Below are 26,288 nucleotides of genomic sequence, written 5' to 3'. Positions count from 1 at the left end.
TCCCAGAGGGTTCGAGGCCATGCAGCACATATGTCGAAATTAATTCCAGCGATCGGTGAATTATTTCGTGTCCGCATGTATCTGAGCCAGAACAGCCGGCGCCATCATGGAGATGGCATCGCAGCGGTATCTGGATCAGCGAGCGGGAACATCGCAATGAAATCACGCAAGAACACCGTCAAACCGATCGGTTTGAAAGACATCACCATTGTTGACGACGCCAAGATGCGCAAGGCGATCACCGCCGCCGCACTGGGCAACGCCATGGAGTGGTTCGACTTTGGCGTCTACGGCTTTGTCGCCTATGTGCTCGGCAAGGTCTTCTTCCCAGGCGCCGATCCCGGCGTGCAAATGATCGCCGCGCTCGCGACCTTCTCCGTGCCATTCCTGATTCGTCCGCTGGGCGGGCTGTTTTTTGGTGCGCTGGGCGACAAATACGGACGGCAGAAAGTCCTCGCCGCGACCATCGTCATCATGTCCCTGAGCACCTTTGCCATCGGCCTGATTCCGTCCTATGCCTCGATCGGCATCTGGGCGCCGATCCTGCTGTTGCTGGCGAAAATGGCTCAGGGCTTCTCGGTCGGTGGCGAGTACACCGGCGCTTCGATTTTCGTCGCGGAATACGCGCCTGACCGTAAACGCGGGTTCCTTGGCAGTTGGCTGGACTTCGGCTCGATCGCCGGGTTCGTCTTCGGCGCCGGGGTCGTGGTGCTGATTTCGACCATTCTTGGAGAACAGCGCTTCGAAGAATGGGGCTGGCGGATACCGTTCTTCCTCGCCCTGCCACTGGGCATGATCGGCCTGTATCTGCGCCACGCGCTGGAAGAGACCCCGGCGTTCCAGCAGCACGTGGAAAAACTCGAACAAGGCGACCGTGAAGGCCTTGCCGGTGGCCCGAAAGTCTCGTTCAAGGAAGTTGCGACCAAACACTGGCGCAGCCTGATGACCTGCATCGGCGTGGTCGCGGCGACCAACGTCACCTATTACATGCTGCTCACCTACATGCCGAGCTACCTGACGCACAACCTGCACTACAGCGAAAACCACGGTGTGCTGATCATCATCGCGATCATGGTCGGCATGCTCTTCGTGCAGCCGCTGATCGGTTTCATCAGCGACAAAATCGGCCGCAAGCCCTTCATCGTCGTCGGCAGCATTGGCCTGTTCATCTTCGCCATTCCGGCGTTCATGCTGATCAACAGCGGCAGCATCGGCCTGATCTTCTCCGGCCTGCTGATCCTCGCGGTGCTGCTCAATTTCTTCATTGGTGTGATGGCCTCGACCCTGCCGGCGATGTTTCCCACGCACATCCGCTACAGCGCGCTGGCCAGTGCCTTCAACGTTTCGGTGTTGATCGCCGGCCTGACCCCGACTGCCGTGGCCTGGCTGGTGGAAAGCACCAACGACCTGTACATGCCTGCGTATTACCTGATGGTTATCGCGGTAGTCGGCCTGGTCACCGGTGTGACCATGAAGGAAACCGCCAACAAACCCCTGCGCGGCGCCGCCCCAGCGGCTTCCGACCTCGAAGAGGCCAAGGAACTGCTGCAGGAACACCACGACAACATCGAGCAGAAAATCGAAGACATCGATGCCGAAATCGCCGCGCTGGAAGCCAAGCGCAAGGAACTGGCGCTCCAGCATCCGCGCATCGATTGAACGGTACGGCGTCGGCAATCTGTCCGACGCAGCGCCGAGCTTGAGCTAGCCTTGAAACCGGATCGCATGCCATTCAAGGAGTTCACATGTTCAAGCTGATGAAAAGTTCGGTCGCTGGCGGATTGCTCTTCGCCAGCCTCCAGGCCGAAGCCGGCGGCATCATGATTTACGAAGCCGGCCACGAAGGCAGCGGCCTGGCCAACGCCGGTTCCGCGGTCATGGCCAGTGATCCGAGCATTCTGATGACCAACCCGGCGGGCATCAGCCAACTGGCCGGCACCCAGATCAACTTCAATGCGCAGTTGATTCTCGGCGATATCAGTTTCTCCCGAGACAATGCCAATACCTTCGGCGGCAACGAAGGCGGCAACGCCTTGAAGTACCTGCCCGGCTCCAGCTTCTTCATCAGCCACCAGCTCGATGATCGCTCCTCGATCGGCTTCGGCATGTACGGCAATTTCGGACTGGCGCTGGACTACGACGATGACTGGGCCGGGCGCTATTTCGCTCAGGAGTCGGCCATTATCGGCGTGTCATTCCAGCCCACCTATGCCTACAAGATCACCGACGACCTGTCCGTCGGCCTCGGCCCGCGCTTCATGCTTGGCTACTTCCGCACCGAAGTGGCCGTCAACAATAACGTGCTCGGTCTGGGCAACGCCGAAGATGGTCAGTTGCGCTACAAGGACACCGACTGGGGCACGGGTGCCAACGTCGGCGTGCTCTACAACCTCAACGAACGCACAAAACTCGGGCTGGCCTGGACCAGCAAGATCAAGCTCAAATTCGAAGACAAACCCGAGCTGAAGAAAATCACCAATCCGCTGCTGCGTCTGGCGCTCAACCGTCTCGACGCCGATCAGCTGAACGTCGACATGAACGTGCCGCAGACCGTCACCACCAGCGTGTCCTACCAGCTCGATCCGCAATGGACGCTGCTCGGCAGCCTCGGCTGGCAGGATTGGAGCGATTTCGGCAAGGTCGGCGTGGAAGTCGACACTGGCCTGGGCTCGACCTCAAGAACTGCGCAGCGCCAATACAAGGACACCTGGCATGCCTCGATCGGCGCGCAGCATCAGATCAACCCGAAACTGCGCTGGAACGTCGGCCTGGGTTACGACTCCTCGGCGGTGGATGACAAGGATCGCACCGTCGACAACCCGATGAACGAAGCGTGGCGGCTGGCGACCGGGGTCAGCTATGCATTGCAGGACGATGTCGATGTGCACATGAGCTACACGCTGATCTACCTCGGCGACATGGACGTGCAACAGACCAAAGCGCGCTCTGGCGGCTCGGTCTCCGGCGAATATAAAAACGCCGCCCTGCACGTGCTGGGCGGCGGTATGGTCTGGCGGTTCTAGGGATCACTGCTGCTTCGGTGCCTGCGCCGGCGCGGTGTACCACTGCTCCGGCGGCACGCGTTTTTCCTGCTGCGGATCGCCCAGGTAATGCGGCGACATGATCTGCACGCCGTATTCATTGAACACGTCCTGAATATTGGCATGGAGCATGCTCAACAGCACCGCACGCGGTCGCGGCTGGCTGGGGATGGCCTGGGCCACCAGTCGATACTCGGGATAGAAGTCCGACAGTGCGGTCTGGAATACCTGCGCCGGCGGATCTTCGATTACGCCCGGAGTGCGTTTGGCCGCCTCCAGCAGCATCGCTTCGACCTGCCGCCATGGGGTGTCGTAGCCGATGGTCACCACCGTGTCGACCACGTAGCCCGGACCTTGCACGGTGCGCGAGTAGTTCTTGGTCACGGTGCCGGTGATCAATGAATTTGGCAGCGTCAGCACTTCACCGAGACCGGTGCGAATGCGCGTGGTGAACATGCCCAGCTCGGTAACAGTGCCTTCGTACTCGCCGATTCTGACAAACTCGCCGGGGCGCAAGGTTCGTGTATAGGTCAGGATCAACCCGGCCGCCGCTTGCCCGACGACGCTGGTGGCGCCAAGGGAAATCATCAGGCCGATCAGCACCGACAGGCCTTTGAACGCATCGGTACCGGCGCCGGGCAAATAGGGATAAGCCATCGCCAGAGCAAACAGCCAGACTGCCAGGGCTGTCAGGCGTTGCGTCGGCTGCAGGGTTTCATGGTTGAGCCAGCTGAACGTCCCCGGCGCGGCCATCCGACGCAAAATGCGTCGGGTAAATGCGGTCACGCCGCGGGCAATAAAGAAAATCGCCAGCGCCACGCCCAGGCCCGGTATCGCGTCGACGATGCCCTGCAACAGATAACCGGCCAGTTCCACCAGATAATTGTTAAGGCTTTCGCCCCATGGCCGCGTATACGGGAAGCGTGACAGCACAAAGCCGAGCCATTCGTAGGTCAGCAGTAGAATCAACAACCAACGCAGGAACAGCAGACAGCGGCTGACCAACGGGTAGAGGAAGTTCGAATCGATCAGTTGCACCCGCCCGACCTTCAGCGCCTGGGTGTGGCGATCCATCAGCGCCGGCAGTTTCGCCAACAGCTTGTGGCGCAGCCATGACAGGCACCAGAGCAGCGCCAGGTAGATCAGCGTGGCCACCGCCGCCAGCGCCAGCGAACGCACAATCATCTGCACGTTACGCGCTTCACGGGTTTCGTTGACCACCTGACGCAGTTTTTCCGCTGCGCCTTCGGCGGCTTCCTGCACCGAGGAATAGGCCAGGCTGTCGACATCCTTGGGCGCAACGATAAACGCCCGGGTATTGCCGATGAGCACCATGTAACTGTTCTGGATCGAATCCGTGCTGATCTTCAGTCCCGGGTCTTCCTCCAGCGCTTCACTGATCACCCGCTTCGCCCGCTTGACCCGTGAGGCCGGCGCCTCGCCGAGGATGGTCGCGCGAAACAGCATGATGCTGCGGTTGGCCACCTTCAGTTCTACCGCTTCGTCCTTTGCTGTCGTGGTGTCTTCCAGTGCCTGGCCGAGCCCGGACCACAGTGTTGCAGCCAGCATCATCGCCAGCACCATCAGCCCGTTACGCATGCGCCTTTCCTTATGGCTGATTGTCGTGGGAGGTTTCGTCCAGCACTTCGCTGACGTCGGTCGGTTGATAAACCCAGCCGATGAATAATTCATAACCGACCGCCAGAATCACCGGCCCGGTGAACAGGCCGATGATGCCGCTGGTGACCATGCCGCCCAGCGCGCCGATCAGCACCACCGGCATCGGCACAGCCACGCCACGTCCGAGCAACATCGGTTTGAGCACGTTGTCCGAAAGCCCGGCGATCACCATCCACACGGCAAATATGATCGTCCCGGCGCCGACGCCGTCATGGGCAAAGACGAACACCACCACCGGCACGGTGATCAGCAGAACCGGCAGTTGCATGATGCCCAGCAGCAACACCATCAAAGCCAGAATGCCGGCAGCGGGCACCCCCATGATCACCAGTGCCACGCCGATCAAAATCATCTGGATGAAGGCGATACCGACCACGCCCTGCGCCACCGCGCGAATGGTCGAGGTGCACAATTGAGCGATCTGCGGGCCACGCACCGGGCCGGAAATCCGCGTAGTGATCGCCACCGCTGTGCGATGGCCACGTTCGCCGTGAGTCATGATCAGCCCGGCGACAATCAGCGCCACGACAAACACCACGATGCCTGCGCCGACGCCGGCGGCCTGATGCAAAAGCACCCGGCCCCAACTGGTCAGGTGCGGCGCGAGTTCCTTGAACACCCAGCTCAGGTCCTGCGAAGCGTGCATCCAGATGCCATACAACGGCGCACCGATCAGCGGCCAGTCGGCAACATTGGCGGGTGGCGGCGGAATCTCGAAGTGCCCCGCTTCCACGGTTTGCATGCCCGCCTCCACCGAATCGGCCACGGATGCGCCGAGCAGGCTCAGCGGCACCAGCAGGATTACCAGCCCCAGCAACACCAGCACAATCGCCGCCCAACCGTAACGGTTGCCGAGTTTCGCCCCGAGTGTCTGGTTCAGCGGATACAGGGTGATCGCGAGTATCAGCGCCCACAGCATCACATTGAGAAACGGATGAAAAATGTCGTAGCAGAACAGCACCAGGGTCGCGATCAACCCGGCGCGGATCAGCACGTCGAGCAACGCTTTTGAGCTGTTGAAGGCAATCAGCGGCTTCTCTTCCATGGCAACATTCCTGAGGGCGCAGCATTCCGGATGCGCTGAGCCTAGAACATGTTGGCGCGGTCTTCCTGTGGAGAGCGGGATTATCGGTTTACACAAGACAATGTGGGAGCGAGCCTGCTCGGGAAAGCGCAAGGTCAGGCAACACGAATGCTCAGGCCACCTACCAACAAAACCATCACACCACCGATTACTCCGCCCGCCGCATGGTGTTAAATAGGCGCCAGTCTTGACCTTGTCGCTTAAAGCCGTGCCACGAGAACCGCTATGAATACCCCTGCCCAGAACATCCACGCTCAACAGGTGACCCCATGATTGAAGTCACCGAAGTCTGCATCGCCCAATTGCGCGCTGCCCTCGAATCCGGCCAGACCACCGCTGTGGAGCTGGTGCAAGCCTATCTGGCGCGTATTGATGCCTACGATGGCGCCGACACCCCGACGGCACTCAACGCCGTCGTCGTGCGCAATCCTGAAGCGCTGAACGAAGCCCGCGCCTCCGACGCCCGCCGCGCCAAAGGTCAAACCCTTGGCCCACTCGATGGCATTCCCTACACCGCCAAGGACAGCTATCTGGTCAAGGGCCTGACCGCCGCTTCCGGCAGCCCGGCGTTCGCTGATCTGGTCGCCCATCGCGACGCCTTCACCATCGAACGCCTGCGCGCTGCCGGGGCGATCTGCCTGGGCAAGACCAACATGCCGCCGATGGCCAATGGCGGCATGCAGCGCGGCGTCTATGGTCGTGCTGAAAGTCCGTACAACGCCGCTTACCTCACTGCGCCCTTCGCCTCTGGCTCGTCCAACGGTGCCGGCACTGCCACCGCTGCCAGTTTCGCTGCGTTCGGTCTGGCCGAGGAAACCTGGTCGAGCGGTCGCGGCCCTGCGTCGAACAACGGCCTGTGCGCCTACACCCCTTCGCGCGGCGTAATCTCGGTGCGCGGCAACTGGCCGTTGACGCCGACCATGGACGTCGTCGTGCCGTTCGCGCGGACCATGGCGGACTTGCTTGAAGTACTCGAAGTGGTCGTTGCCGAAGACCCGGACACCCGTGGCGACCTGTGGCGCCTGCAACCCTGGGTGCCGATCCCGCGTGTCAGCGAAGTACGCCCGGCTGCGTACCGCGAACTGGCCGCCGACGCAAAAGCGCTGGCCGGCAAACGCTTCGCCATCCCGCGCATGTACATCAATGCCGACCCGGACGCCGGCACCAGCGAAGCCCCCGGCATCGGTGGCCCGACCGGCCAGCGCATCAACACCCGCGCGTCCGTGATCGACTTGTGGCAGCAGGCGCGTCAGGCCCTTGAGGCCGCTGGCGCCGAAGTTATCGAAACCGACTTCCCGCTGGTCTCCAACTGCGAAGGCGACCGTCCTGGCACGCCAACCGTGTTCACCCGTGGGCTAGTGTCGAAAGAATTCCTCCACCATGAACTGTGGGATCTGACTGCCTGGGCGTTCGACGATTTCCTGCAGGCCAATGGCGACCCGACACTCAACCGCCTGGTCGACGTCGACGGGCCGAAAATCTTCCCGCACGACCCGGGCACCCTACCCAACCGCGAAGGCGATCTGGCCGCCGGCATGGACGAATATGTGCGCATGGCCGAACGTGGCATCACGCCGTGGAATGAAATTCCTACCGTGCCCGATGGCCTGCGCGGCCTGGAGCAGACCCGGCGCGTCGACCTCGAAGACTGGATGGACAAGCTCGGCCTCGACGCGGTGCTGTTCCCGACCGTCGCCGATGTCGGCCCGGCGGATGCCGATATCAATCCTGCCTCGGCCGACATCGCCTGGAGCAACGGCGTCTGGGTGGCCAACGGCAACCTCGCGATCCGCCACCTCGGCGTCCCGACCGTGACCGTACCGATGGGCGTGATGGCCGACATCGGTATGCCGGTCGGCCTGACCTTCGCCGGCCGCGCTTACGACGATTCGAATCTGTTGCGCTTCGCCGCCGCGTTCGAATCCACCGGCAGCAAGCGCCAGATCCCGCCACGCACGCCGCCGCTGTCCTGATCAGCGCGACAGCAAGCCCGCTCTCGGCATCGATTGGGTGTTGGGGGCGGGCTTACTGATCCGCAGTCTGCATTCCTGCCCGCGTCGATTTGCCCAGCGCATGGGCAAAAAACCGTCCCGCTTCGGAAATCAGGTTGCGGTGAATGTCCTCGCGATCGACGCCATCAGCATAGGTGCACAACGCCGGCATGGCGCGGATCTGCTCTTCATTGCAGGGTGCCAGGAACACGAAGTGGCCTGCCCCTGCCAACAGTTTGAAGTCCGGCGCGGTAGGCAGTTTGCGCGCCAGGGCGGCAGCGTTTTTATCGAAGGCCACCAGTTTGTCCCCGTCGCCGCTGTAGAGCAGCACCGGCACGTGCACATCGGCGAGGGTATGGCGGCCGAATTTGAGGCTCAGCGGCGCCATCAGCAGCAAGGCGTGAACCCGTGGATCGGCCACCGGTTGCAAGTCGTCGCGATCGACAATCAGCTCGCCCTGCGTATTGCAGGCGTCGTGATCGTCCGGGCGTTCCTGGCAATAGCGGCGCAGGCGATCCAGATCCGGTTGCGCTCCGGAAAGTATCAATGCGGTCTCGCCCCCCGCCGAATAACCGATCACACCGACCTGATCAGCATTGACGAACGGCGCCAGCATGTTATCGGCGAGCGTCGCGGTGATCGCCCGGGAAATCTGGATCGGCCGCCCGTACAGATTGCTCAACGTGCCGAGTCGGCTATGGTCCCGCCAGTTGTCACCGGGATGAATCACCGCCACCACCACAAAGCCTTTGCGTGCCAGCGATGTCGCCAGATCATGCAAGGCCAGCGGCGTGCCTGTGTTGCCGTGGGAGAGCATCAACATCGGGAAACGCCCCATCGCCACTTTGGTGTCTTCGCCGGCCTCGACCGAGTAACCCTCAAGCAAACTCATGTGCTCGCGGTCGCTGGACGGGTAGAAAGCAATGGCGCGCATCGGTTGCAGATCAAGCGGGTCGAGAAAAGTCATTTCGTGATACCCAACGCTCCAGACAGGGTGGCGTCCCGGCGCGGCCTGCACTGAATTCAGGCTGCCCAGCAGGCAAATCAGCAACATTGCACAAAGATGCCTCATGAACGCCCCACCCTGTTGGACCACATCGTCTGATGTGCCGGAACTGCATAACCCGGGCCAGATTATGTAACAGCCGGAAACAAAAAACTCCGCATCTGGCCCTTGCAGAACCAGAATACAGAGTTTTTTGGGGATTGCCTGAACAGTAGCTGTTCTTCACGCAAGCCTTACGCGGCGGCGAACAGTTGCTCGCTGATCTTCGCTTGCGCAGCGCCCATCGCGTTGTTGCGCACTTCTTCGCCATAAGCCAGGCCTTCAGCGCGGACGATCTCGATATCGGTGATGCCGAGGAAGCCCAGCACCAGCTTCAGATATTCTTCGTGAGCGATGCCGCTGGCCTGACCGGCGTGGATGCCGCCGGAGGTCGACACGATCACCACCTTCTTGCCACCGCACAGGCCTTCAGGGCCGGCTTCGGTGTAGCGGAACGTCTGACCAGCCACGGCAACGCGATCGATCCACGCTTTGAGCTGGGTTGGAACGGTGAAGTTGTACATCGGCGCGCCAATGACCACGGCGTCGGCCGCGATGAATTCGGCCAGGGTCGAAGCGCTCAGCTCGGCTTCGTGCTGTTGCGCAGCGTCGCGCAATTGAGCCGTGGTGCCAGCGGCAACCAGTGTGTTGGCGGAAAAATGGCTGATGGCATCAGCGGCCAGGTCGCGGTAGGTGACCACGGCGCTCGGCTCGGCGGCTTGCCAAGCGTCGACGACTTGACGGCTTAACTGACGGGAAGCCGAGTTGTCGCCCAGAATGCTCGAATCGATGTGCAACAGTTTCATGTGGGTTCTCCTGAAAGAATCGCCGGTGGCGACGGAATGGAGACAATCCTACGCAACAAACCAATAGCTGATTAGTCGCTGACAATGCGATAGTTCGTCCCACTGATAGAACGGCTGGAAGCACACATGCAGGACCTCAACGATCTCTACTACTTCGCCAAAGTGGTCGAAGCCGGCGGATTCGCTGCCGCTGGACGCCTGCTTGGCATTCCAAAGTCGCGGCTTTCAAGACGAATTGCCGAACTGGAAGAACGCCTCGGCGCACGTCTGTTGCAACGCACCACGCGCCAACTGAACCTGACTGCTGTCGGCGAGCGCTATTTGCGCCACTGTCAGGCGATGTTGCTGGAAGCCGAAATGGCTGACGAAGCCGTGGCGAGCATGTCCAGCGAACCGCGCGGGCGCTTGCGGGTGTCGTGCCCGACCGGGCTTGCCCATGAAATGCTGCCGACGGTGATCAGCGATTTTCTCGGCAAGTTTCCTCAAGTGCAGTTGGAGGTCGTGCTGCTCAACCGCCGAGTCGATCTGGTCACAGAAGGTATCGATGTGGCGTTGCGTGTGCGCGATCACGGTGATGAAGATCCGTTGCTGGTCACGCGGCGCTTGCGTCAGGCCCAAGCGGTCGTGATCGCCAGCCCGGCGTTCATGCAGGGCAAGACCATCAACCATCCGCAGGACCTGAAAACCCTGCCAGTACTCGGCGCCCTGGAAGCCGATCGCATGGTCCATGTACGTTTGCTCGACCAACAAGGCAAGAGCGTCGATCTGAGTATGGAGGCGCGGCTGGGCATCGATGACTTCGTGGTGCGCAAGGCCTGCGTGCTGGCCGGCCAGGGCTTTACCGTGCTGCCAATGATGTTCTGCGAGACCGAACTGCGTAACGGCACGCTGGTGCAGGTGCTGCCGGAGTGGTCATTGCCCGGCGGCTGGCTGCAAGCGGTGTATCCGCACCGGCGAGGGGTAATGCCCGCGGTACGTGCGTGGATCGATCATCTGGTCGAGTCGTTCAATGCTTGCGGGGAGCGGTTGCTATGAAACCGGGAAAAATGAGCGAAGCCGAAGTTGCCGAGTTTTGTCTGGCCCTGCCCGGCGCGCGGGAAGACTACAAATGGGGCGGCGTGCGGGTGTTCTCGATTGCCGGCAACAAGATGTTTGCCTTGCAGGGATTACGCGGCGACTCGCTGGCGTTCAAGGTCGACAAGGATCTGTTTCTCGGCCATTGCGACCGTCCGGGGATTCATCCGGCGCCGTATCTGGCGCGGGCGCAGTGGATCATCATGCATCCGCCCTACCCGCTGGGTGCCGTGGAACTGCAGGGCCTGTTGCAGCGTTCGCATCAATTGGTGGTGAGCAAGTTGCCTAAAAAGGCTCAAATCGGCCTGCTGCTGTAAGCGCGGCCCAGCTCCTACAGGGGATTTCGGCGGGATTCAGAACAGGGACAACAGGTTCGAACCGAGAAAAATCTGGTCAATCCAGAACACCTGGTGCAGCAGCACAATCACCCAGAACAGAATCTGAAACGACACCTTGCGGGTCTTGTGCCGAAATACTTGCTGCGCGATCAGCGCACCCGGCCAACCGCCCGCCAGCTCTACCGCGTGCAAGATGTTTTCCGGGGTGCGCCAGGCATCGGCGCGGGCCTTGCGCTTGTCGGCCCAGTACAGAAGAAACGCCAGCACACTGACCGCGCCGTACGCCGCCAGCGGCACCCGTGAAAGGCCGCTCAGCCACATCGACAGCGAGCCGAACAGCGGTAGCGCACAGACGACCAGCAGCACCACAAGCTTCAACTTCACCTGCTGAAGGCGCCCACCCGAAGGTTGTCCTTGCGGGCGGCGCATGCGGGAATCACTCATGCCTTCGCTGCCGACCAGTCCACCCAGCCGAACTGCCAGGTCGCCAGAATGAACAGGCCGAAGGCAATCCGGTACCAGGCAAACGCTGCGTAGCTGTGGTTGCCAATGAACTTGAGCAAGCCGCGCACGGCAATCATGGCGAAGACAAATGCGGTGACGAAACCAATCGCGAACACCGGAAAATCGGCCGGCACAAACAGATCGCGGTATTTGTAGCCCGAATACACCGCCGCACCGACCATGGTTGGCATGGCAAGGAAAAACGAAAACTCGGTGGCGGTCTTGCGCGACAGGCCGAACAGCAGGCCGCCAATGATCGTCGAGCCAGAGCGCGAGGTGCCGGGAATCATCGCCAGGCACTGCGCGAAACCGATTTTCAGCGCATCGGTCCAGCGGATCTCGTCGACGGTTTCGGCATGCACTTCGTGTTGGCGCTGTTCGGCCCACAACATGATGATCCCGCCAATGACCAGCGCTGCCGCCACGGTAATCGGGTTGAACAGGTATTCGTGGATCAGATCGGCAAAGATCACTCCGAGCACCACGGCGGGCAAAAACGCGATCAGCAGATTAGCCGTAAAACGCCGAGCGCTGGGCTGGGTCGGCAGGCCGATGACCACGTCGAGGATCTTGCGGCGAAACTCCCAGACCACCGCGAGAATCGCCCCGAGCTGAATGATGATATTGAACGCCATGGCCCGTTCGCCGCCGAAATTCAGCAAGTCGGCGACGATGATCTGGTGTCCGGTACTCGAAATGGGCAAAAACTCCGTCAGCCCTTCTACAACTCCTAGAATCAGTGCCTGCAAGGCGGTCCAAAGATCCATCAATCCCCCAGAGAGCGATGCGCGAGGCATGCCCCGATAGTATTTTTTCGTTCACTGCGTCCAGCGTAGCCGGTAAAAGCTGTAGCGATTGCGCGCGCACAGGATCCACACGAATCAGTAAAAATTCCGTGAAATATCAAAACCGGGTTCAGGTTTTCGCGCGCGGGGCCGAAATCCTAACAGACAAGCCTTAATAGCGCTCCCTGCGCGACGTGGCTTGGCTGGCGCAGCCCCGAGCACTCAGCTGCGGCTGGATGCTGGCGATCATTTATTACAAGAACAAGAATCCGGAGTGACAGCGTTATGAACAGCTTGCGCAGTGTGTCGATCAGCCGACGCTTGTGGCTCATCTTGATTGTGGCGGTGGTCATGTTGCTGACCTTGGGCGTGCTGATGCTCAAGCAGATCCACGACGACCTCTATCACGCCAAGGCGCAGAAAACCCAACACGTGGTGCAGACCGCCAGAGGGCTGCTGACCTATTACCATGGCCTGGAAACCGCCGGCACCCTGACCCGGAACGCGGCGCAAAAGCAGGCGCTGACCGCAATCCGTGGCCTGCGCTACGACCAGAGCGATTATTTCTGGATCAACGACCTCACGCCTGTGATGGTCATGCACCCGACCAATCCCAAACTCGAAGGCCAGAATCTCTCGGCGATCCGCGACCCGGACGGCTTTGCGGTGTTCAATGAAATGGTCGCTATCGCCAAGGCCAAAGGTGCCGGCATGGTTGATTATCGCTGGCCGAAACCGGGGGCGACGGATCCCGTAGCGAAGACCTCGTACGTGAAACTGTTCGAGCCGTGGGGTTGGGTGATCGGTTCCGGCGTATACGTCGACGATGTGCAGGCCGAATTCAAGGGGCAGATGATCAAGGCCTCGGCAATCGGTCTGGCGATTGCGCTGATCATGGCGCTGCTGGTGATTCTCATCGCCCGCAGCATCGTTCGTCCGCTGCAGGAGACCGTCAATGCGATGGCCAACATCGCCAGCGGCGAGAGCGACCTGACCCGCAGCCTCGATACCCATGGCAAGGATGAAGTCACTGAGCTTGCTCATCACTTCAACGCTTTCACCGCCAAGTTGCGCAGAGTCATCGGTGATTTGCAGGTTTCAGCCAGCGCCTTGGGCCAGTCTTCCAGTGACCTGGGCAACGACGCCTCGCAGGCGCAAGAGCGCAGTCAGCAGCAATCGCAGCAGATGGAACTGGTGGCCACAGCGATCAACGAAGTCACTTACGGCGTGCAGGACGTGGCAAAAAACGCCGAACACGCCGCCGCAGAAATGCGCGATGCCGAAGCGCAGGCGCAACAGGGGCAGATCAACATTGACGGCAGCCTGCAACAGATCGACAAGTTGTCCGGCACGATCGATCAGGCGGTGGAAGTGATTCGCACGCTGGCGGCCGAGAGCACGCAAATTGGCAGTGTGCTGGAAGTGATTCGCTCGATTGCCGAACAAACCAACCTGTTGGCGCTCAATGCCGCGATCGAGGCGGCGCGTGCGGGTGAGCAAGGACGCGGATTTGCCGTGGTGGCCGATGAGGTGCGCTTGCTGGCCCAGCGCACGCAGAAGTCGACAGCGGAAATCCAGTCGATGATCGAGCGCCTGCAGAATCACTCCGAAGCTGCGGTGAAGGTGATCGGCGACAGCAGCAAGGCCTCGCAATTGACCATTGAACAGGCGGGACTGGCCGGTGCGAGCCTCAATGCAATTGGCCAGGCGTTGCGTAATCTCAATGGCCTGAATGCTTCGATCGCCAGCGCCACGTTGCAGCAGGCGCATGTGGTTGAAGACATCAATCAGAACGTCACCCAGGCGGCCGGCCTTTCGCACAGCACGGCGTTGGCGGCGGAGCAATCCAGTGCGGCCAGTCTGCGGCTTGGGCAACTGAGCGAACAGCTCAACGGGCTGCTGCGCCAGTTCCGGGTCTGACCCATAACCTGTGGGGTTGGCGGGAATCCGCGCATAACCGCAACCCCTGTGGGACTGGGCTTGCTCACGAAAGCGGCCGGTCAGGCGAATTTGCTGTGTCTGACTCAATGTCTTCGCGAGCAAGCCCGCTCCCACATGAGATGGGTGGGGTTGGCGGGAATCCGCGCATAACCACAACCCCTGTGGGAGTGGACTTGCTCACGAAAGCGGCGGGTCAGGCGAAGAAGATGTCGGCTGGACAGGCCCTTTCGCGAGCAGGTTCGTTCCCAGCGGGTTCTTCAGTGTTTGGGTGAATGCAGTACAATCCGCCCCCTTCTTCATTCCCCCAAAGGAATCTTCATGTCCGGGCTTGAACTGTTCGCCGCTGCCCTCGGTGTGATTGCCGTGTGGCTGACAGTCAAACAGAACCCGTGGTGCTGGCCCATCGGGCTGGTCATGGTGTTGCTCTACAGCTGGATCTTCTTTGAAGTGAAGCTGTATTCGGACATGTTGCTGCAAGTGATCTACGCCGCGCTGCAGATCTATGGCTGGTGGCAATGGACCCGCGCCGGGACGATGCATGACGGTCGCGAAGTCAGCCGCCTCGACACGCGCTCGTTGCTGCTGGGCCTCACCACGGGTGCGATCGGCAGCGTACTGCTGGGCGCGGCGATGGCGCACTGGACCGACGCCGCGCAGCCGTGGCTCGATGCCGCGCTCACCGGTTTCAGTCTGGTCGCGCAACTGTGGATGGCGCAGAAACGCCTGCAATGCTGGGCGCTGTGGTTTGTCCTGGATGTCATTTTTGTCGGCCTGTTCATCTATAAAGGCTTGTACCTGACTGCTGGCCTCTATGCGCTGTTTACCCTGCTCGCCGTACAAGGCTGGCGAGAATGGCGCGCCGATCCGGCGTTGCGCACATGAAAGTCGTCGTGCTCACGGGCCCGGAATCCACCGGCAAGAGCTGGCTGGCGGCAGGGTTGGAACAGCGCTTCGGCGGCGTGCGCGTTGATGAATATGTGCGTCGGTTCATCGAGCAAAATCCCCGCGACACCTGTTTGGCGGATATCCCCGACATCGCCCGAGGCCAGTTGCAATGGGAAGATCTGGCGCGTGCGAAACAGCCCTCCCTGCTGATCCTCGACACTCACCTGCTGAGCAACATTCTCTGGAGTCAGACCCTGTTCGGTGACTGCCCCGCCTGGCTGGAACCCGAATTGCTCACACGCCATTACGACCTGCACCTGCTGCTGTCGCCGCAACAGATCGACTGGGCCGAAGATGGCCAGCGCTGCCAACCAAATCTTGAAGATCGCATGGCCTTCTACGAAGCCACCCGCGCCTGGTTGATTCAGCACCACCAGTCGCTGCAAGTCATCGAAGGCAACTGGGTCGAACGTCAGACTCAAGCGTTCGCGGCGGTCGAGCGTTTGCTGTCCGATTAAGGTCAACACGCCGCCATTTCGAGCACATCTGTCCGTTTTTGAAACACTCCTGAGCGCGCAAAGCCCCCGTCCAAACGTGGTTCATGGCTGCGTCACGTCCTCTGTTACGTCGATGAAACACATCGGCGCAAACCCTTGTTCCAGAGCTTTGTAACGCCAGTCGCCATTCCCTCGCCCACTGAGGTGTCTCAGCGCTGAAACAGTGCCCGCTACAGGCCATCCTGCAGATCAGCCAAGTAACTGAAAACACAGATCAATTCAAAACCGGCACAGCTTTCGCTCTCTCCTTCACAACGCTGAACAACCCAGCCCACTGAAGAAGGAATCGCAGCCGTGGGGACATTCAATAAAAGCCTGACCTGCCTCCTGCTGATCGGATCAGCAGCCAGCGCATTGATCAGCGTCGGCGCCCAGGCTGAAGGCAACGGCGTGATCGTTCTCAACCGCGATGTTCAGCCGATCCCGATCGGCCGCAATGGCGGTAAAGACCCCTACCCGACCACGGTCAACGCCAACCCTTCGGCGCGGATCAATCAGACCCTCAGCAGCACCGAACTCAGCGATGGCGATTTCGCCAGCGTCGCCAGCGGCTCATCGATTCGCGGCAACATGAGCACGCCCAGTTCCAACCTGCCCGGCATGAACACCCTGACCAACCAGAACGGCCTGCCCGGTATGCGCACTGGCAGTGGCGGTGGCTCCGGCGCGTCGATTTCCAACACTGTCAACCGCGCGATGAGCACCGGGCTGGCGCCTCTGACTCGCATGGCCGGAGGCCAATGACATGAATCGCACCCTGCTGCTTCTCGCCCTGCTCGGCTGCACCAGCGCCATGGCCGATCCGGCTTCGGTCAACAAGGCAAATATTCAGGATTCCGGTGCGCAGTATCGCGGCAACTTCAACGTCAACCAGGCCGCCGGCGATCAAATGCAACAAGCCAACGTCAAGGCGATTGCCATCGGCACCGAATCCCATGCCAGCACCCGCGTCAGGCAGAACATCGACGCGCCCGCCAGCCGCGCCATCGACGCGAGCGCCAACATCGGCGGCAGCTCTTTCAGCAATGGCAACGGCATCCTCGGCGTGAACCAGGGCGCCGGCGCCAACAATCAAATGGCCAACGTTACCCGGGTCAGCATCAGTGCCGGCCCGCAGAGCGTTGACGACAGCGCCCTTTCGCAACAGAACGTGGCGTTTTTACCGAGCTCAGGAGCAACTGGTACCTCAATCGGCAGTCGCCAGGTCACAACCAGTGATCAGGCCTTCACCGGCAGCCGCGGGGTAATTCAGGTGAACCAGAGTGCCGGGGTGGGGAACCGCATGGCTAACACCCTGAGCATCCGGGTCGCTGACTGACCCAAACACCAAGCAGTGCAATTAGAAAAGTCCCAACACTTAACCAACTAATAAGCACGACGGAGAAACAACCATGAAACCTACAATGGCTCTCAAACCACTGGTTTTCGCACTCGCAGCAGTGATGGCAATGGCAGCACAGGCCGACGGTCGTGGTAACGGGCATGGCAATGGTCACGGCAATGGTCACGGCCAGCCTCAGGGACCCAACCTTGAACAACTGCTGCAGATCACCGCAGGCGCTGGCGCCGCTGTACTCGACGCGCAAAACAGCGACGGCAACGTGGTAAAAAACCAGGGCACCCTGAACAACGCCAATGCCAGCGACTCGCTCAACGGCTCCAACGGCAACATGGGCGCCAACGTTGCAGCCGGCGACGGCAACCAACAGGACAACGCTGCGGCGCTGGCCACCGCTGACGAAAGCTTCATCTTCGGCAATGCTGTTGCAGCCTCGAGCGCGACTCAGGTGAACAACAACAACTACGTGAAAAACTCCTCCACCTTCAACAACGCCACGCTCAACAATGCCGGCAACAACGGTTCGGGCAACATCGGCATCAACGTGAGCTCGGGCAACTTCAACCAACAGAAAAACAACCTCGCCATCGCTGTGTCCGGCGGTCGTGTAGCCACCGCTGCAGCCTCAGCCAACCAGTCCTCGACTGGCCTGGTTGTAGAAAACAAAGGCGTGCAGGCATACAAAACCGACACCCTTACCGGTACTTATGCAGCCGCTGGCACGTTCAAAGCCAAAGGCACCGCGACCATCGAAGACGACAACCATGGCGGTTGGGGTAACCGTGGCGGCGGCCACGGCGGTAACGATGATCAAAAAGCCAAGTTCGAAGCCGTGGGTACTTTTGGCCTCGCTGGCGTCACCACCCAACAAGTGCTGACCAAAGACGGCTGGAAAACCCCTGTCGTCAACAACGCCAACATGACCAACTCGATGAACAACTTCTCCGGTAACGGTGGAGCCAACGTCTCGGCCGGTGTCGGCAACCAACAAAGCAACTCGCTGTCCATCGCTGCAGGTTGCAAGGCCTGCATGTAATCGCGATCGAAACGAAAGCCCCGGCAACGGGGCTTTTTCCCAGGTTCCACCAGGCGTATTCGATCATGCGGACTCCTGCCCTCCTCGCTCTGCTTTGTCTGTGCGGTCTGACTCAGGCGGCGCAAATGCCCGTCGCTGCCCTGCCGGGTGGCGTGCTGGTCTACAAGGACGTGCAAAGTATTCGTGAGCGCAAGTTTGCCGACATCGTCGAACAGAAAACCGATTTCAGCTGCGGCGCGGCTGCACTGGCGACGGTCCTGCGCCAGGCCTATTGGCTCGACGTCGATGAGGAGCACATCATCAAAGGCATGCTGGTCCACGCTGACCAGGACCTGGTGCGAACCCAGGGTTTTTCCATGCTCGACATGAAGCGCTACGTAGAAAGTATCGGCATGCGCGCCCGTGGTTACCGGATCCCGCCCGAGAAACTCGAAGCGGTGACCATTCCGGTGGTGGTTCTGATGGACATTCGCGGCTACAAGCACTTCGTCGTCCTGCAGCGTTCGGACAAGGACTGGGTCTACATCGGTGATCCGGTTCTGGGTCACAAGCGCTACAAGCACGATGACTTTGTCAAAGGTTGGAACGGCATTGTCTTTGCCATCGTCGGCCCCGGTTACGACAAGGCCAACGCCTTGCGCAGCCCTCCGGTGCCGCTGACGGCGAAGAACTCGCTGGACGGTTTCAACCCGGTCAAAGATGCGGAATTGATGGATTTCGGGTTCATTCAGAGCGACTTCTTTTAATCGCCGAGTTAGAGAATGGGACTGGACGTCCCGGGAGCTGCAGATGAAAACCTCATACTGGCTGGCCGCCGCCTGCCTGGCCGCGAGTGCGTCAGGTTTTGCCCATGCCGGATTCAAGCCCATCGAAATCAAAGACCAGGAGCTCGCCGAGCTGCGCGGTCGTTACGTCATGCCGGGGCGGATCATCAGCTTCGGCATTGTCATGAGCAGCACTTGGCGCAACGCCAGCGGCGACTTGATCGGGGCCGCAACCTCGATGCAGATCCAGGCTGCAACCGTCAAACCGGAGTTCTATGTCTCGACCATCAAGGAGTCGGGCAACGGCAGCACGCCCACCTTGGGCACCGGCACTGTCATCGGCGGCGCCGGCCTCAACAGCACGCAAGGCGTGACCCAAAGCGTGCGCGCGGCGGGCGATAGCAACACCGCCAACAACAATGTCGCGATCAATGTCAGCGAAGCCAGTCAGGCGCCGGCACTGGCGCCGTCGCAAGGTCAGGCGCTCGTCGCCGGTCAGACCATTACCGGCAGCAACGGCGCCGGCAGTGTTGCGGTTTCAGCCAATGGCGGTGGCGTGCAAATGGCGATTCAGGCCAGCGGCAACCAAGGCACCGCGCTGCAACAGGTCGCGCAGGGCGGGCTGCTGCAGAACACCCGCTTGCTGGGCAGCGCCAACGTGGTCAACAACCTCACGCAACTCAACGTCGTACTTAACAATAACGGCAGAAGCGCCGGTGCACTGGACTGCAACCTGACTCAACTCGGGGCCCTACGCAATATCGGATATTGAACTACGCTGAGTCTCGATCATTGGGCTTAAAGGGACGGCTTATTCATGTATCGATCAGTATCACTGCGTGCTGCAGTGTGTTTGAGTACCCTTCTTCCGGCGGCAATGCTGCAAGCAGCACCCGACGCCGACGTAGAAGCCCTGAAACGGGAACTTCTGGAACTGAAACAACGATACGAAGTACAACAACAAGCCCTGGCGGTACTTGAACAACGGGTCCGCCAGGTAGAAGAACAACCCGCCGCCCCACCGCCAAAACGGCTGGCCAAATCGCCGTCCGACATGAAAGGCAATCGCGTCGCCGCCGGAGCCGCCACAGGCACCGGTGCGGCCGCTGCATCGGGAGGCGCCGCCGGGGGCAGCGGTGCTTCCTACGGTCAATCGCTGGCCGACGATTCGCAACCGGCGCAGAGTGTTTCCAACCTGTATGACGAAGCCAGCGGCTTCTTCGGTGGGGGCAAGTTCAGCGTCGAAACCGGCCTGACCTATTCGCGCTACGACACCCGCCAGTTGATCCTCAACGGTTTCCTTGCGCTGGATTCAATCTTCCTCGGCAACATCAACCTCGACCGGATCAAGGCCGACACCTGGACCCTGGACCTCACCGGCCGCTATAACTTCGACAACCGCTGGCAGTTCGATCTGAACGTGCCGGTGGTGTACCGCGAGTCGACTTACCAATCCGGTGGCGGCAACCAGGGCGCGGCCGGTGTCACTACTGAAGAAACCGTGACCAAGGATCCAACCATTGGCGACGTCAACTTCGGTATCGCCTACAAGTTCCTCGACGAGTCGGTCAATACCCCGGACGCCGTTGTCACCCTGCGCGTCAAGGCGCCAACCGGCAAAGACCCGTTCGGCATCAAACTGCGCCAGACCGATGCCAACTCCAACCTGTTCGTCCCCGATACCCTGCCCACCGGCAACGGCGTCTGGTCGATCACCCCAGGCATCTCGCTGGTCAAGACCTTCGACCCGGCGGTGCTGTTCGGCAGCCTTTCCTACACGCACAACCTCGAAGAGTCGTTCGACGACATCAGCTCCACCATCAATCAGAAAACCCCAGGCAAAGTGCGCATCGGCGACAGCTTCCAGATCGGCGCCGGTATCGCCTTCGCACTCAATGAGAAGATGAGTATGTCGTTCTCGGTCTCCGATCTGGTGCAGCGCAAAAGCAAGCTGAAGCAGGACGGCGGTGATTGGGAGTCGGTAGTGTCGAGTGACGCCAACGCCGGTTACTTCAACGTCGGCATGACCATTGCAGCCACGGACAACCTGACGATCGTGCCTAACTTGTCGATTGGCATGACCGATGATGCACCGGACTTTTCGTTCAGCCTGAAATTCCCGTATTACTTCTAACGCAAAGCAAAAGATCGCATCCTTCGGCAGCTCTTACATTGTTCCGTGCAGGAGCTGCAGAAGGTTGCGATCCGTTGATCTTCAGCTAATCAACGAATCTGATGCTTGTGCAACAACCGATAAAAAGTAGGCCGCGAAACTCCGAGGACTTTCGCGGCCACACTCAAATTGTCACTGTGCCTATTCAACACATCACACAACGCCTGCCGTTCCGCCCGGGTTTTGTAATCCTCCAGCGTGCCCATTGGGGTAGCAATGGAATGCTGACTGATCAATCCCAGATCCCGGGCTTCAATCTGCCGCCCCTCCGCCAAAACCAAACCGCGCCTTACCCGGTTAGCCAGCTCGCGCACATTTCCCGGCCAGTCATGCTTGCCCATCGCGATCAACGCATCCTCGCTGAAGCTACGAGGCCGGCGCCCGGTTTCATGGCTGTAGAAATGCGAAAAGTGGTTGGCCAGCATCGACAGGTCGCCATGGCGTTCGCGAAGGGGCGCGGTCACCACTTGCAGGACGTTGAGCCGGTAATACAGGTCTTCGCGAAAACGCTTCTTCTCGATCGCTGCTTCCAGGTCAACGTGAGTTGCTGCCAGCACGCGTACATCCACCGGTATCGGCTGACTGCCGCCTACCCGCTCGATGTGCTTTTCCTGGAGAAAACGCAGCAGACTGGCTTGCAGTTCCAGCGGTAGATCGCCAATTTCATCGAGGAACAACGTGCCGCCATTGGCGGCTTCGATGCGCCCGACCTTGCGCTGATGCGCGCCGGTAAAAGCGCCTTTCTCATGGCCAAACAATTCGGACTGGATCAGGTGCTCGGGAATTGCCCCGCAATTGATCGCTACGAATGGTTTGTTATGGCGCTGGGATTGACGATGCAGCGTGCGGGCGACCAGTTCCTTGCCAGTGCCGCTTTCACCGCGAATCAGCACGGGTGACTCGGTGGGCGCCAGTTTGCTCAGCAGTTTGCGCAGTTCGCGGATCGGTTTGCTGTCGCCGAGCAATTCGTGTTCGGGTTGGTCGACATGGATCGTCCCCTGCCCGCGCAAGCGCGCCATGCCGAACGCGCGGCCGAGGGTTACCTGGACGCGTGAAACATCGAAGGGCAAGGTGTGGAAATCGAAAAACCATTCACAGACGAAGTCACCGACATTCTGTAAACGCAGGACTTCCTGGTTGAGCACGGCGATCCACTCGGTGCCGCTGCGGCTGATCAGCTCTTTGACCGCCTCGGGACGCTCCAGATGAAAAGGTTGCAGGCGCAGCAGGCCGACATCACAGGCGCGAGCGGCGGCGTTTTCCAAATTGCAACTGTCGACATCCCAGCCCACGGCGCGCAATCCGGGCAACAGGCGATGGCAGTCGTCGCAGGGATCGACCACCAGTAAACGTCTCGACGCAGGCGCTTCGCTCATGACTGTTCCTTGGCGCCAAATTTGATAAATGATCGTAAAAACAGTCGTTTGGCAGACCCGGTTGTAACACTAGCAAGATATTGACGCAGGCTTGTACCGATTGCTTATAGGCGAGGTGTGAAAGTAGTTATAAGAACTGCAGTTGTTAGTTAGCTATCGACTATTTAATGATCTTGATTCGCGCGCACTTAAGTTAAAAATCTTTGTGTCATTTGTGACCCACCCCCCGGTTGCGTGCATCAGTACAAGTAACCCGCCGCACGGTAAGCCCAACCGACGGCACATCACTTGATTGGGCGCTAATAGAGAGAAGAACCCATGACTGCCCCGCTCCGTATCAACGAAGCCCTTTTGATTGCCAACCACGCGTTCAAGCCTTTCCAGTGCGTGGCCTGGGCGCCACAAGACGGCAATGGCGAACTGAGCCTGACCGTCGTCGACCGCACCAATTCCCACATCGGTCGCAAACAGATTCCGAGCAGCGCCTACTCTGATCCGGCGCAACTTGAGCAACTGCTGCAGCAGGCCCGCGCCGAACTAAGCGAAGACGGCCACCTGTTGCAATCCTGGTCGATGCCACACTGATGATCGAACAAGGGCGGATGACTTGAAGTCATCCGCCCTTGTTATTGCCGGAAACCGTTAGTTCCCGGGTCAGGTTGCTTGAATACTTGGCTCGCTTGCGACTGGTTCAACAAGACACTGTTCTGGCACAGTGCGACCGTCGTTCTGTTGATTTGCCCAGTTGTACTTCTTGCGGTTCAGGGATTGAATGTTTCGCTCGTGCAGTCAGCCTCCCAATCACTGGGTATCGGTTCACTCGCAAGGAGACGCGTGCATGACTACCCTGAACACTTATGCGCTGCCCACTGCATGGAACAACTCCGGCTCGCTCGACCTGTCGTTCGCTATTGGCGGTATCGCGCAGGTGTACTTCGCCGGCAGTCTGTCCAGCCAGACCCAGCATGTCGCGCTTGATGCACAGGGACGGATTCTGGTCGCCGCCAAGGTTGGCACGCCAAGAGGCAGTCGTTTTGGCGTGGCGCGGCTGCTGGCCGATGGTTCGGCGGATTTGTCCTTTGGCAGTCAGGGCAGCGTGATCGGCAGCTTCGTCGGAGATTTCGAGGCCAGGGCCGGCAAGGTTCAGGTGTTACCTGACGGGAGGACGCTGCTGGCGGGCCTGCATTATGAAAACGCCCATCGCACCCTGCCCGCCCTCGCCCTGTTTGATGCCAACGGCCAACCAGACCGAACCTTTGGCGATGACGGCTTCCAGGTCGTGCGGCTTCCCGGCGAACTGTCCATCGGCACCCGCGACAACTGGTTGCCGCCGGGCGTGCCGGGTGTCGAAGCCTGTGATTTCGCGGTGCAGGAAGACGGCCGCATTGTACTGATCGCCAACCATCATTTCAGCCTCGCCGATCACGCCGGGATGCTGATTCGTCTGCAGCCCGATGGCCGTCTGGATGAATCGTTCAACGGGCGCGGATTTGTCATGGTCCGCCACCTGCTGCTCAATACCTGGTTGAGCACGCTGCTGTTGAAGCAGGATGGGCGCATCGTCGTCGCAGGTTCCATCGACTTCCCGCAACAAGGCCTGCTGGCGGTGTATCGCCCCGATGGAAGCCTGGATGAGCACTTTGCCGTGGACGGCTTCTTGGCCTTCAAGGCGCACGGCAATAGCGCACAGGTCAGTCAGATCATCGACTCCGACGACAGGCTGCTTTGTTTCGGCAGCAGCCGCGATCCGATCCGCTGCCTGACATTTGTGCTGCACGCCAACGGCCGTCCGGACTCGCATTGTCACCATGGCCTGCCCCAAGTGCTGGATATCGGTCCCAGTGGCTGCCAGTGGAACGCCGCCCAGTTGATGAGCGACGGTCGAATTATCGCTGTCGGGGCGACCATCGGCGGGGTCGAGGCGGACTTCATGGTCGCCCGCTATCAACGCAATGGCAGCCTCGATCCAGCGTTTGGCCAAGGTAGCGGCTGGCTGCGCACGCGACTGGGCCGAAGTCTCGATACGGCCAACTCCCTGGCCGTGCAAACGGACGGCGCCATTGTTGTCGGCGGGTATTCGCTGGATGGCAACTACCGGGCAATGGTCGCGCGTTATCTGAATCAGTGAGTATTCGACGGCCAACGCGGGGGGCGAGTTGATCGGCGACTTGATCTTCCCTGAAACATCCGGCAACTTTCGCGCTTCTTAATAAAAGGAGCAGCCGATGTCCGGTTCAATCGCCCAGGCGTTAGCGCACAACTTCCTCGGGCAATCGCCACGTTGGTACAAGGCGACCATCGTCGGTTTTCTCATCCTCAATGCCGTGGTGCTGTTCACCGTAGGCCCGGTCGCGGCAGGCTGGCTGCTGGTGATCGAGTTCATTTTCACGCTGGCCATGGCGCTCAAGTGTTATCCATTGATGCCGGGCGGGTTGTTGTTGATTGAAGCGCTGCTGCTGAAAATGACCACGCCGCAAGCGCTCTATGACGAGTTGGTGCACAACTTCCCGGTCATCCTGCTGCTGATGTTCATGGTGGCCGGCATTTACTTCATGAAGGATTTGCTGCTGTTTCTGTTTTCGCGGCTGCTGTTGGGCGTGCGTTCGAAAGCCATTCTGGCGCTGATGTTCTGCTTCTTGTCGGCGTTTCTCTCTGCGTTTCTGGATGCGTTGACGGTGACGGCGGTGATCATCAGTGCGGCTGTGGGGTTTTACTCGGTGTATCACCGGGTCGCTTCGGGCAATGATCCGCGCCAGGACAGTGAGTTCACAGATGACCGCCAGCTGCCGAAGCTGCATCACGAAGACCTCAATCAATTCCGCGCTTTTCTGCGCAGCCTGTTGATGCATGGCGCGGTCGGTACGGCGCTCGGTGGTGTCTGCACGTTGGTCGGTGAGCCGCAGAATCTGTTGATCGGTCATGAGATGGGCTGGCATTTCGGTGAGTTCTTCCAGAAAGTTGCCCCGGTGTCGCTGCCCGTGCTCGCGGCGGGTCTGGTGACGTGCGTGCTGCTGGAGAAGCTGCGCTGGTTCGGTTACGGCACCCTGCTGCCGGATAACGTGCGTACGGTGCTGGCCAACTACGCTGCCGAGGACAACGCCGAGCGCACGCCACGCCAAACGGCAGCGTTGCTCGTGCAAGGTGCGGCGGCGCTGATTCTGATCGGATGCCTGGCGTTTCACTTAGCTGAAGTCGGCCTGATCGGTTTGATGGTGATTGTGTTGATCACTGCGTTTACCGGGATCACTGACGAACATCGCCTGGGCGGTGCGTTCAAGGACGCCATGCCGTTCACGGCGCTGCTGGTGGTGTTTTTTGCGGTGGTGGCGGTCATCCATGATCAGCAACTGTTCGCGCCGCTGATCCAGTGGGTCCTGGCGCTGCCATTGGAGCAACAGCCGGGCATGTTGTTTATCGCCAATGGCCTGCTCTCGGCGATCAGCGATAACGTGTTTGTCGCGACCATTTACATCACCGAAGTGAAACAGGCGTTCCTCGCCGGGCACATGAGTCGCGAGCATTTCGAGACATTGGCGATTGCGATCAACACCGGCACCAACCTGCCGAGTGTGGCGACACCCAATGGTCAAGCCGCGTTTTTGTTCCTGCTGACCTCGGCGATCGCGCCGCTGGTGCGCTTGTCGTACGGGCGGATGGTGTGGATGGCGGTGCCGTACACCGTGGTCATGGGGTCTCTGGGTTGGTATGCCGTGAGCTATTGGCTCTGACCAACACTGAATAAACCTGTGGGAGTGGGCTTGCTCACGAAGAGGGAGTGTCAGCCAACAGATTCGTTGAATGACACACCGCTTTCGCGGGCAAGCCCGCTCCCACATTGGTTTTGTGTGTTGCCGGGATCTCGCGAACGC

24 protein-coding genes are annotated in these 26,288 nt (G+C 60.1%); 17 read left to right on the top strand and 7 right to left on the bottom strand.

Annotated elements, in window-relative coordinates; translation table 11 throughout:
* The first annotated feature begins 156 nt into the window (after window positions 1–156).
* Together proP and CXF97_RS17580 are read left to right on the top strand one after the other, a co-directional pair.
* A complete protein-coding gene (gene proP, locus CXF97_RS17585; protein WP_024013032.1) occupies window positions 157–1,659 on the top strand; it encodes a glycine betaine/L-proline transporter ProP in 1,503 nt (500 codons plus the stop codon).
* Between the two features lie 86 nt (window positions 1,660–1,745).
* The gene (locus tag CXF97_RS17580) at window positions 1,746–3,023 is read left to right on the top strand and encodes an OmpP1/FadL family transporter (protein WP_101159585.1); all 1,278 of its coding nucleotides are present in this window, start codon (window positions 1,746–1,748) and stop codon (window positions 3,021–3,023) included.
* Between the two features lie 3 nt (window positions 3,024–3,026).
* Here CXF97_RS17580 and CXF97_RS17575 read toward each other — a convergent pair whose 3' ends face one another.
* Window positions 3,027–4,640 (bottom strand): mechanosensitive ion channel family protein, encoded by a 1,614-nt coding sequence (locus CXF97_RS17575; protein ID WP_101159584.1) that lies wholly within the window; start codon window positions 4,638–4,640, stop codon window positions 3,027–3,029.
* Window positions 4,641–4,650: 10 nt separating this feature from the next.
* Window positions 4,651–5,766, bottom strand: coding sequence for an AI-2E family transporter (locus tag CXF97_RS17570; protein WP_101159583.1), 1,116 nt, complete (start codon window positions 5,764–5,766; stop codon window positions 4,651–4,653).
* 308 nt (window positions 5,767–6,074) lie between these two features.
* Between CXF97_RS17570 and CXF97_RS17565 the strand changes: the two genes are divergently transcribed.
* Window positions 6,075–7,778 (top strand): amidase, encoded by a 1,704-nt coding sequence (locus tag CXF97_RS17565; protein ID WP_101159582.1) that lies wholly within the window; start codon window positions 6,075–6,077, stop codon window positions 7,776–7,778.
* A 52-nt stretch (window positions 7,779–7,830) separates the two neighbouring features.
* Here CXF97_RS17565 and CXF97_RS17560 read toward each other — a convergent pair whose 3' ends face one another.
* Window positions 7,831–8,868: a dienelactone hydrolase gene (locus CXF97_RS17560; RefSeq protein WP_101159581.1), complete on the bottom strand. Its 1,038-nt coding sequence runs from the start codon at window positions 8,866–8,868 to the stop codon at window positions 7,831–7,833.
* A gap of 167 nt (window positions 8,869–9,035) precedes the next feature.
* Window positions 9,036–9,647 carry an FMN-dependent NADH-azoreductase gene (locus tag CXF97_RS17555; RefSeq protein ID WP_101159580.1) on the bottom strand — a complete coding sequence of 204 codons (612 nt, stop codon included), beginning with the start codon at window positions 9,645–9,647 and terminating at the stop codon, window positions 9,036–9,038.
* Window positions 9,648–9,773: 126 nt separating this feature from the next.
* Here CXF97_RS17555 and CXF97_RS17550 point away from each other — a divergent pair, with 126 nt between their 5' ends.
* Both CXF97_RS17550 and CXF97_RS17545 read left to right on the top strand, forming a co-directional pair.
* Window positions 9,774–10,682: a LysR substrate-binding domain-containing protein gene (locus CXF97_RS17550; RefSeq protein WP_039760577.1), complete on the top strand. Its 909-nt coding sequence runs from the start codon at window positions 9,774–9,776 to the stop codon at window positions 10,680–10,682.
* Entirely contained in the window at window positions 10,679–11,038 is a 360-nt protein-coding gene (locus tag CXF97_RS17545; protein WP_101159579.1) for an MmcQ/YjbR family DNA-binding protein, read from the top strand. The genes CXF97_RS17550 and CXF97_RS17545 overlap by 4 nt, the downstream gene beginning before the upstream one ends.
* Before the next feature lie 36 nt (window positions 11,039–11,074).
* Here CXF97_RS17545 and CXF97_RS17540 read toward each other — a convergent pair whose 3' ends face one another.
* Both CXF97_RS17540 and CXF97_RS17535 read right to left on the bottom strand, forming a co-directional pair.
* A complete protein-coding gene (locus tag CXF97_RS17540) occupies window positions 11,075–11,503 on the bottom strand; it encodes a DUF1294 domain-containing protein (RefSeq protein WP_101159578.1) in 429 nt (142 codons plus the stop codon).
* Window positions 11,500–12,330 (bottom strand): undecaprenyl-diphosphate phosphatase, encoded by an 831-nt coding sequence (locus CXF97_RS17535; protein WP_101159577.1) that lies wholly within the window; start codon window positions 12,328–12,330, stop codon window positions 11,500–11,502. Before CXF97_RS17535 ends, CXF97_RS17540 begins: the two co-directional genes overlap by 4 nt.
* 303 nt (window positions 12,331–12,633) lie before the next feature.
* Here CXF97_RS17535 and CXF97_RS17530 point away from each other — a divergent pair, with 303 nt between their 5' ends.
* The 9 genes from CXF97_RS17530 to CXF97_RS17490 all read left to right on the top strand — a co-directional run bounded on the left by CXF97_RS17530 (window position 12,634) and on the right by CXF97_RS17490 (window position 21,004).
* The gene (locus CXF97_RS17530) at window positions 12,634–14,268 is read left to right on the top strand and encodes a methyl-accepting chemotaxis protein (RefSeq protein WP_101159576.1); all 1,635 of its coding nucleotides are present in this window, start codon (window positions 12,634–12,636) and stop codon (window positions 14,266–14,268) included.
* Between the two features lie 339 nt (window positions 14,269–14,607).
* The gene (pnuC, locus tag CXF97_RS17525; RefSeq protein ID WP_101159575.1) at window positions 14,608–15,171 is read left to right on the top strand and encodes a nicotinamide riboside transporter PnuC; all 564 of its coding nucleotides are present in this window, start codon (window positions 14,608–14,610) and stop codon (window positions 15,169–15,171) included.
* Window positions 15,168–15,692 (top strand): AAA family ATPase, encoded by a 525-nt coding sequence (locus CXF97_RS17520; RefSeq protein WP_101159612.1) that lies wholly within the window; start codon window positions 15,168–15,170, stop codon window positions 15,690–15,692. The genes pnuC and CXF97_RS17520 overlap by 4 nt, the downstream gene beginning before the upstream one ends.
* A 333-nt stretch (window positions 15,693–16,025) precedes the next feature.
* Window positions 16,026–16,475: a hypothetical protein gene (locus CXF97_RS17515; RefSeq protein ID WP_101159574.1), complete on the top strand. Its 450-nt coding sequence runs from the start codon at window positions 16,026–16,028 to the stop codon at window positions 16,473–16,475.
* A 1-nt stretch (window position 16,476) separates the two neighbouring features.
* Entirely contained in the window at window positions 16,477–17,049 is a 573-nt protein-coding gene (locus tag CXF97_RS17510; protein WP_101159573.1) for an adhesin, read from the top strand.
* Between the two features lie 73 nt (window positions 17,050–17,122).
* Window positions 17,123–18,106 (top strand): heme utilization protein, encoded by a 984-nt coding sequence (locus CXF97_RS17505; RefSeq protein ID WP_101159572.1) that lies wholly within the window; start codon window positions 17,123–17,125, stop codon window positions 18,104–18,106.
* A gap of 65 nt (window positions 18,107–18,171) precedes the next feature.
* Window positions 18,172–18,852, top strand: a complete 681-nt coding sequence (locus CXF97_RS17500; protein WP_101159571.1) for a C39 family peptidase — start codon at window positions 18,172–18,174, stop codon at window positions 18,850–18,852.
* A 43-nt stretch (window positions 18,853–18,895) separates the two neighbouring features.
* Window positions 18,896–19,642: a hypothetical protein gene (locus tag CXF97_RS17495; protein ID WP_101159570.1), complete on the top strand. Its 747-nt coding sequence runs from the start codon at window positions 18,896–18,898 to the stop codon at window positions 19,640–19,642.
* A 45-nt stretch (window positions 19,643–19,687) separates the two neighbouring features.
* Window positions 19,688–21,004 (top strand): hypothetical protein, encoded by a 1,317-nt coding sequence (locus tag CXF97_RS17490; RefSeq protein WP_101159569.1) that lies wholly within the window; start codon window positions 19,688–19,690, stop codon window positions 21,002–21,004.
* Between the two features lie 89 nt (window positions 21,005–21,093).
* Here CXF97_RS17490 and CXF97_RS17485 read toward each other — a convergent pair whose 3' ends face one another.
* The gene (locus CXF97_RS17485; RefSeq protein ID WP_101159568.1) at window positions 21,094–22,419 is read right to left on the bottom strand and encodes a sigma-54 dependent transcriptional regulator; all 1,326 of its coding nucleotides are present in this window, start codon (window positions 22,417–22,419) and stop codon (window positions 21,094–21,096) included.
* A gap of 318 nt (window positions 22,420–22,737) precedes the next feature.
* Here CXF97_RS17485 and CXF97_RS17480 point away from each other — a divergent pair, with 318 nt between their 5' ends.
* The 3 genes from CXF97_RS17480 to nhaB all read left to right on the top strand — a co-directional run bounded on the left by CXF97_RS17480 (window position 22,738) and on the right by nhaB (window position 26,147).
* Window positions 22,738–23,004, top strand: coding sequence for a hypothetical protein (locus tag CXF97_RS17480; protein WP_101159567.1), 267 nt, complete (start codon window positions 22,738–22,740; stop codon window positions 23,002–23,004).
* A gap of 253 nt (window positions 23,005–23,257) precedes the next feature.
* A complete protein-coding gene (locus tag CXF97_RS17475; protein WP_101159566.1) occupies window positions 23,258–24,547 on the top strand; it encodes a hypothetical protein in 1,290 nt (429 codons plus the stop codon).
* A gap of 97 nt (window positions 24,548–24,644) precedes the next feature.
* Window positions 24,645–26,147 carry a sodium/proton antiporter NhaB gene (gene nhaB, locus CXF97_RS17470; RefSeq protein ID WP_101159565.1) on the top strand — a complete coding sequence of 501 codons (1,503 nt, stop codon included), beginning with the start codon at window positions 24,645–24,647 and terminating at the stop codon, window positions 26,145–26,147.
* Window positions 26,148–26,288 lie beyond the last annotated feature (141 nt).

It is taken from the genome of Pseudomonas sp. Choline-02u-1 (assembly GCF_002836515.1).
Lineage (GTDB): Bacteria > Pseudomonadota > Gammaproteobacteria > Pseudomonadales > Pseudomonadaceae > Aquipseudomonas.
This window is presented reverse-complemented; position numbering and strand designations above follow the sequence as displayed.

What these genes read in the sequence shown, in the direction of transcription:
- pnuC (WP_101159575.1), top strand. Translation starts at nt 14,608, where the DNA reads ATGTCCGGGCTTGAACTGTTCGCCGCTGCCCTCGGTGTGATTGCCGTG.
- CXF97_RS17575 (WP_101159584.1), bottom strand. Translation starts at nt 4,640, where the DNA reads ATGCGTAACGGGCTGATGGTGCTGGCGATGATGCTGGCTGCAACACTG.
- CXF97_RS17480 (WP_101159567.1), top strand. Translation starts at nt 22,738, where the DNA reads ATGACTGCCCCGCTCCGTATCAACGAAGCCCTTTTGATTGCCAACCAC.
- CXF97_RS17535 (WP_101159577.1), bottom strand. Translation starts at nt 12,330, where the DNA reads ATGGATCTTTGGACCGCCTTGCAGGCACTGATTCTAGGAGTTGTAGAA.
- nhaB (WP_101159565.1), top strand. Translation starts at nt 24,645, where the DNA reads ATGTCCGGTTCAATCGCCCAGGCGTTAGCGCACAACTTCCTCGGGCAA.
- CXF97_RS17570 (WP_101159583.1), bottom strand. Translation starts at nt 5,766, where the DNA reads ATGGAAGAGAAGCCGCTGATTGCCTTCAACAGCTCAAAAGCGTTGCTC.
- proP (WP_024013032.1), top strand. Translation starts at nt 157, where the DNA reads ATGAAATCACGCAAGAACACCGTCAAACCGATCGGTTTGAAAGACATC.
- CXF97_RS17520 (WP_101159612.1), top strand. Translation starts at nt 15,168, where the DNA reads ATGAAAGTCGTCGTGCTCACGGGCCCGGAATCCACCGGCAAGAGCTGG.
- CXF97_RS17545 (WP_101159579.1), top strand. Translation starts at nt 10,679, where the DNA reads ATGAAACCGGGAAAAATGAGCGAAGCCGAAGTTGCCGAGTTTTGTCTG.
- CXF97_RS17555 (WP_101159580.1), bottom strand. Translation starts at nt 9,647, where the DNA reads ATGAAACTGTTGCACATCGATTCGAGCATTCTGGGCGACAACTCGGCT.
- CXF97_RS17560 (WP_101159581.1), bottom strand. Translation starts at nt 8,868, where the DNA reads ATGAGGCATCTTTGTGCAATGTTGCTGATTTGCCTGCTGGGCAGCCTG.
- CXF97_RS17485 (WP_101159568.1), bottom strand. Translation starts at nt 22,419, where the DNA reads ATGAGCGAAGCGCCTGCGTCGAGACGTTTACTGGTGGTCGATCCCTGC.
- CXF97_RS17505 (WP_101159572.1), top strand. Translation starts at nt 17,123, where the DNA reads ATGAAACCTACAATGGCTCTCAAACCACTGGTTTTCGCACTCGCAGCA.
- CXF97_RS17580 (WP_101159585.1), top strand. Translation starts at nt 1,746, where the DNA reads ATGTTCAAGCTGATGAAAAGTTCGGTCGCTGGCGGATTGCTCTTCGCC.
- CXF97_RS17550 (WP_039760577.1), top strand. Translation starts at nt 9,774, where the DNA reads ATGCAGGACCTCAACGATCTCTACTACTTCGCCAAAGTGGTCGAAGCC.
- CXF97_RS17565 (WP_101159582.1), top strand. Translation starts at nt 6,075, where the DNA reads ATGATTGAAGTCACCGAAGTCTGCATCGCCCAATTGCGCGCTGCCCTC.
- CXF97_RS17530 (WP_101159576.1), top strand. Translation starts at nt 12,634, where the DNA reads ATGAACAGCTTGCGCAGTGTGTCGATCAGCCGACGCTTGTGGCTCATC.
- CXF97_RS17510 (WP_101159573.1), top strand. Translation starts at nt 16,477, where the DNA reads ATGAATCGCACCCTGCTGCTTCTCGCCCTGCTCGGCTGCACCAGCGCC.
- CXF97_RS17490 (WP_101159569.1), top strand. Translation starts at nt 19,688, where the DNA reads ATGTATCGATCAGTATCACTGCGTGCTGCAGTGTGTTTGAGTACCCTT.
- CXF97_RS17540 (WP_101159578.1), bottom strand. Translation starts at nt 11,503, where the DNA reads ATGAGTGATTCCCGCATGCGCCGCCCGCAAGGACAACCTTCGGGTGGG.
- CXF97_RS17475 (WP_101159566.1), top strand. Translation starts at nt 23,258, where the DNA reads ATGACTACCCTGAACACTTATGCGCTGCCCACTGCATGGAACAACTCC.
- CXF97_RS17495 (WP_101159570.1), top strand. Translation starts at nt 18,896, where the DNA reads ATGAAAACCTCATACTGGCTGGCCGCCGCCTGCCTGGCCGCGAGTGCG.
- CXF97_RS17500 (WP_101159571.1), top strand. Translation starts at nt 18,172, where the DNA reads ATGCGGACTCCTGCCCTCCTCGCTCTGCTTTGTCTGTGCGGTCTGACT.